The sequence below is a fragment of the Tepidimonas sp. genome (assembly GCF_036824975.1).
In the GTDB taxonomy this organism is placed as follows: Bacteria; Pseudomonadota; Gammaproteobacteria; order Burkholderiales; family Burkholderiaceae_C; genus Tepidimonas.
Genome location: NZ_DAISZC010000095.1, coordinates 1 through 5515 on the forward strand (window position 1 = coordinate 1; position 5515 = coordinate 5515).

At 65.5% G+C, this 5515-nt stretch carries 6 protein-coding genes and 1 tRNA gene; all 7 read left to right on the plus strand.

Annotation, left to right across the window (positions count from 1 at the left end):
• Positions 1–519: ubiquinol-cytochrome c reductase iron-sulfur subunit (petA, locus tag V7Z54_RS09305; RefSeq protein ID WP_334136070.1), on the plus strand; the 519-nt coding region annotated here is incomplete at its 5' end.
• A gap of 44 nt (positions 520–563) precedes the next feature.
• The gene (locus V7Z54_RS09310) at positions 564–1982 is read left to right on the plus strand and encodes a cytochrome b (RefSeq protein ID WP_334136071.1); all 1419 of its coding nucleotides are present in this window, start codon (positions 564–566) and stop codon (positions 1980–1982) included.
• 20 nt (positions 1983–2002) lie between these two features.
• Complete coding sequence (locus V7Z54_RS09315) at positions 2003–2770, plus strand: cytochrome c1 (protein WP_334136072.1); 768 nt, start codon at positions 2003–2005, stop codon at positions 2768–2770.
• Positions 2771–2866: 96 nt separating this feature from the next.
• A complete protein-coding gene (locus V7Z54_RS09320; RefSeq protein ID WP_334136075.1) occupies positions 2867–3478 on the plus strand; it encodes a glutathione S-transferase N-terminal domain-containing protein in 612 nt (203 codons plus the stop codon).
• Complete coding sequence (locus tag V7Z54_RS09325) at positions 3475–3909, plus strand: ClpXP protease specificity-enhancing factor (RefSeq protein ID WP_443082468.1); 435 nt, start codon at positions 3475–3477, stop codon at positions 3907–3909. The genes V7Z54_RS09320 and V7Z54_RS09325 overlap by 4 nt, the downstream gene beginning before the upstream one ends.
• A gap of 81 nt (positions 3910–3990) precedes the next feature.
• Positions 3991–4066: transfer RNA gene (locus V7Z54_RS09330), tRNA-Thr, on the plus strand.
• A gap of 104 nt (positions 4067–4170) precedes the next feature.
• The coding region (locus V7Z54_RS09335; protein WP_334136078.1) for an ArnT family glycosyltransferase at positions 4171–5515 on the plus strand (1345 nt) is incomplete at its 3' end.

Genomic DNA, 5515 nt, shown 5'->3' on the forward strand with positions numbered 1-5515 from the left:
GTCGCCGTTCCCTTCGTCAGTTCGTTCGCGCCGTCCGAGCGGGCCAAGGCGGCCGGCGCGGCGGTCGAGGTGGACATCTCCAAGCTGCAGCCGGGTGAGAAAATTGTGGTCGAGTGGCGCGGCAAGCCGGTTTGGATTATGCGCCGCACGCCCGAAATGCTGGCGTCGCTGGAGAAGGTGGAGGATCAGCTGGCCGACCCGAATTCCGACCGCAAGGCCTATCCGACGCCGCCGTATGCGAAAAACCGGCACCGCTCCATCAAGCCCGAGGTGCTGGTGGCTGTCGGTATCTGCTCGCACCTGGGCTGCTCCCCGGTGGACAAGCTGCAGCCGGGTCCGCAGCCGTCGCTGCCGGATGACTGGCAGGGCGGCTTCCTGTGCCCCTGCCACGGCTCCACGTTCGATCTCGCGGGGCGCGTATTCAAGAACAAGCCGGCGCCCGACAACCTGGAGATCCCGCCGCACTACTACGTCTCCGATACGGTGTTGTTGATTGGTGAGGATCCGCCCAAGGCGTGATCCCCAGATCCGTTCGCATCGCCATCACGCACGAGGGAATCACCATGGCCGAATTCAAGGAAGCCCCCGCCAACGCGAGCCGCGGCGAAAAGCTCCTGACCTGGATCGACAACCGCTTTCCGCTGTCCAAGCTCTACAAGGAGCACCTGTCCGAGTACTACGCGCCGAAGAATTTCAACGTCTGGTATTTCTTTGGCTCGCTGGCGCTGCTGGTGCTGGTCATCCAGATCGTGACCGGCATCTTTCTTGTCATGCACTACAAGCCCGATGCGTCGCTCAACGCCGCGGGGGTGCCCGTGGCGTTTGCCTCGGTCGAGTACATCATGCGCGATGTGCCCTGGGGCTGGCTGATCCGCTACATGCACTCCACGGGCGCGTCGGCGTTCTTCGTTGTCGTCTATCTGCACATGTACCGCGGCCTCATCTACGGTTCGTACCGCAAGCCGCGCGAGCTGGTGTGGATCTTCGGTGTGGCCATCTTCCTGTGCCTGATGGCTGAAGCCTTCATGGGCTATTTGCTGCCGTGGGGCCAGATGTCGTACTGGGGCGCGCAGGTGATCGTCAACCTGTTCTCGGCGATCCCCTTCATCGGTCCGGACCTGGCGATCCTCATCCGCGGTGACTACGTGGTCAGCGACGCCACGCTCAACCGTTTCTTCAGCTTCCACGTCATCGCGGTGCCGCTGGTGCTGCTGGGGCTGGTGGTGGCGCACATCATCGCGCTGCACGAAGTGGGTTCCAACAACCCCGACGGCATCGAGATCAAGGCCACCAAGGGCCCCGATGGCAAGCCGCTGGACGGCATTCCGTTCCACCCGTACTACACGGTGCACGACATCCTGGGCGTGGCGGTATTCCTGATGGTGTTCTCGGCCATTGTGTTCTTCGCGCCCGAGGCCGGCGGCTACTTCCTGGAGTTCAACAACTTCATCCCGGCCGACCCGATGGTGACGCCGCCGCACATCGCGCCGGTGTGGTACTTCACGCCGTTTTATTCGATGCTGCGCGCCACCACCGACCAGATGATGTATGTGCTGGTGGCGGTGGTGCTGCTGGGCGGGGTGCTGGCGGCGCTCAAGGCGGCCGGTGCCGTGTCCAAGGCGTTCTGGCTGGGGGGTGCGGTGGTGCTGGCGGCCCTGATGCTGAGCATCGACGCCAAATTCTGGGGCGTCGTGGTCATGGGCGGCGCGGTGGTGATCCTGTTCTTCCTGCCGTGGCTGGACAACAGCCCGGTCAAATCGATTCGCTACCGTCCAAGCTGGAACAAGTGGCTTTACGGCCTGTTCGTGATCAACTTCCTGATCCTGGGCTACCTGGGGGTGCTGCCGCCTTCGCCCATTGGTGAACGCATCTCGCAGGTCGGCACGTTGTTCTACTTTGGCTTCTTCTTGCTGATGCCGTGGTGGAGCCGCATCGGCGAGTTCAAGCCGGTGCCCGCACGCGTGACCTTCCAGGCCCACTGATCATCGAGGAGTCAACCCCCATGAAGCGTTGGATTGCGACGGGTCTGGTGGCCCTGAGTGCGATGTTGGGCGCCGTGTCCGCGGCGCACGCCGCCGGCACCAGTTTTCCCATGGACAAGGCGCCCCGCTTGTCCACCGACCCCGCGGCGCTACAGCACGGCGCCAAGATCTTCGTCAACTACTGCCTGAGCTGCCACTCGGCGTCGTTCGTGCGCTACAACCGGCTGACCGAGATTGGCTTGACCGAGAAGCAGATCAAGGAAAACCTGATGTTCACCACCGACAAGGTGGGAGATCAGATGGTCGCGGCCATCGATCCCAAGCAGGCCAAGGCGTGGTTCGGTGCCCAGCCGCCGGACTTGTCGTTGGTGGCGCGCTCGCGTGCCAGCTATAGCTACAGTGGGGCCGACTACCTCTACACCTTGCTGCGCGGTTACTACCGCGACCCGGACCGTCCCACCGGTTGGAACAATGTGGTGTTCCACAACATCGGCATGCCGCATCCGCTGTGGGAGCTGCAAGGCGAGCGCAAGCCGGTGTTCGAAAAGGTCGTCAGCCACGGGCATGAAACCCAGGTCTTCCGCGGCTGGGAACAGGTCAAACCTGGCACCCTTAGCCCCGAAGAGTACGATCGTACCATCGCCGATCTGGTGGCGTTTTTGGAGTGGATGGGTGAGCCCGTGAAGAACGAGCGCATCCGGTTGGGCGTGTGGGTGTTGATTTTCCTGGGCCTGTTTACGATCGTGGCCTGGCGCCTGAATGCCGCCTATTGGAAAGACGTCAAGTGACCTCCATCTGATCGGGCCCGGACCCGATCCGTACAGCGGGTGTGCCAGCCCAATGGCGGCCACCGCTGTTTTGCTTTGTCAAGGAGCACGCACACCATGATGGTTCTGTATTCGGGCACCACCTGCCCGTACTCGCACCGCTGCCGCTTCGTTCTGTTCGAGAAGGGCATGGACTTTGAAATTCGCGACGTCGACCTCTACAACAAGCCCGACGATATCGCGGTGATGAACCCCTACGGGCAGGTGCCGATCCTGGTCGAGCGCGATCTGATCCTGTACGAGTCCAACATCATCAACGAGTACATCGACGAACGCTTTCCGCATCCGCAGCTCATGCCGGGCGACCCGGTCGATCGCGCGCGCGTGCGGTTGTTTCTGCTCAATTTTGAAAAGGAATTGTTTACCCACGTCTCGGTGTTGGAGCAGCGCACGCCCAAACCCACCGACAAGCAGCTCGAAAAGGCCAAGGCCCACATCCGGGAGCGGCTGACCCAGCTGGCCCCCGTGTTCCTGAAAAACAAGTTCATGCTGGGCGACAATTTTTCGATGCTGGACGTGGCCATCGCCCCGCTGCTGTGGCGCCTGGATCACTATGGCATCGAGCTCAACAAGAACGCCGCGCCGCTGCTGAAGTACGCTGAACGCATCTTCTCGCGTCCGGCCTATATCGAGGCCCTGACGCCATCGGAAAAGGTGATGCGCAAGTGATGGACGTCGAACTGTCCTCGACCCGCCCGTATCTGGTGCGCGCGCTGCACGAGTGGTGTACCGACCACGGCTTGACGCCCTACATCGTGGTGGCGGTGGATGAGCGCGTGCAGGTGCCCAAGGAGTACGTGCGGGATGGGCAGATCGTCCTCAACGTCAGCTACGACGCCACCAGCGGGCTGCGCATCGACAACGACAGCGTGACGTTCAAGGCGCGCTTTGGCGGGGTGGCGCGTGACGTGCACATTCCGATCGAGCACGTCGTGGCCATCTATGCCCGTGAAAACGGGCAAGGGATGGCCTTTGCGCCCCCGCCGCCGGCGGACGAAGCATCTGCGCGCCCGGCAACGCCTGCCGACGACGCCGAGCCCGCGAGTGACGGTCCGCGGCCGGGCGGCGGGCGCCGCCCGATGCTCACGCGCGTCAAGTAGGGGCGTCGCCAGGGCACGGTACAATTACGCCACGGGTTGGCTCACCCGCAGACGGGTGCGGCAGGACCGTGTTCCGTATAGGCCGCTTTAGCTCAGCTGGTAGAGCACCCGCCTTGTAAGCGGTAGGTCGTCTGTTCGAGTCAGACAAGCGGCACCAGTCTGGGAAGATGCGCGCGGGGGCGTGCTCGTCCGCCCGCTGCGCTTTGTGGCGGGCCTGCCCGCCTGCCGCGCCTGCGGTCTCCGGTCTCTCCAGAGGGTTTGATGGCGACGCCGCCGATTGCCGGATCGCTGTCCCGGCGGCCACTCGCGCCGTCACCGGCCGCCCATTCCGATACGCCGGGTGGCCTGTGGTGGCTGTGGTGGCTGGTGGTGCTGGCCGCAGCGGTGCTGGGCCGACCGCTGCTGCCCATCGATGAGACGCGCTACGCCGCCGTGGCGTGGGAGATGTGGCGCGACCAGCATGGGTTGTACCCGACGCTGGACGGCACATTCTACGCGCACAAGCCGCCGCTGCTGTTCTGGCTCACGCTGTTGGGATGGGCGGTGGTGGGCGTGGCGGACTGGGTACCGCTTGCCATCGTCGCGGCCATGGGCATGGGGGCAGTTGTCGCCACCGCCCGCCTGAATGCACGCCTGTGGCCCGACCAGCCGCTGGCGGTACGCTGGGTGCCGGTCACGTTCGGGTTGGCGTTGATCTGGCTGCTATTTGCGCCGGCATGGTACTTCGATGTGCCCAACGCGCTGTGGTGCGTGCTGGGTTTTCACGGCGTACTGGACCTGGCGCAACGCCGCTGGGGCCGGGGGCTGGCGGTGCTGGGGTTGGCCTGCACGGCCGGGGTGTTCACCAAGGGCCCGATGGTGCTGCTGACCGTCGGTGCCGCCGCGGCGGTGGCCCCGTTCTGGGGACCGCGTTGGGCCGGATGGCGGCACCCGCCGATCCTCGTGGCGGTGCTGGCGACCGCGGCGTCCATGGCAGTGGCACTGGGCCTGTACGCCGGCTGGCTGGCCGTGGCCGACGCCCATGCCGAAGGGACGGTCTGGCGTGAGGTGCTGGGTGCCCAGGCGGTCGATCGCCTGTCGGATGATGCCGACCACGCCGCCCCGCTGTGGTGGTATTTGCCTCAGTTGGCGTGGATGTTGTGGCCCGGGTGGGTGGTCGCGCTGGCGTTGTGCCGCGCGCCCGCTCCTCACGACCGTGGGCGCGCGCACTGGGACGACGGTGGCACGCAACTGGTCGCGCTCAGCGGCGTTGTGCTGCTGGCGGTGCTGTCGGTGGCGGCAGGCAAGCGTGCCCACTACCTGATGGGGTGGATTCCGTTGGGTGCCGCGTGGCTGGCGCAGGCGCTGACACGGGCCGATCTGGCCCGGCCGGTGGGTCTGGGCTGGCGCGCCTTGGCCGCGTTGCCGGCGCTGGCGGCCGGGGCGGCGTTAGCGGTGGCCGGTGGTCGCTATGGCCCGCTGGCGGTCTATCCCTGGGCGGGACCGGCACTGCAGGCGGTGGGCGTGGGCCTGGGGCTGTGGGGTGCGGTGATGTTGTGGCCAGCGCGCGCGGCCGCGCGCTGGGTGCAACGCCTGGCGGCGGGCGGCATCGTGCTCATGCTGCTGC

What these genes read in the sequence shown, in the direction of transcription:
- V7Z54_RS09315 (WP_334136072.1), top strand. Translation starts at nt 2,003, where the DNA reads ATGAAGCGTTGGATTGCGACGGGTCTGGTGGCCCTGAGTGCGATGTTG.
- V7Z54_RS09320 (WP_334136075.1), top strand. Translation starts at nt 2,867, where the DNA reads ATGATGGTTCTGTATTCGGGCACCACCTGCCCGTACTCGCACCGCTGC.
- V7Z54_RS09310 (WP_334136071.1), top strand. Translation starts at nt 564, where the DNA reads ATGGCCGAATTCAAGGAAGCCCCCGCCAACGCGAGCCGCGGCGAAAAG.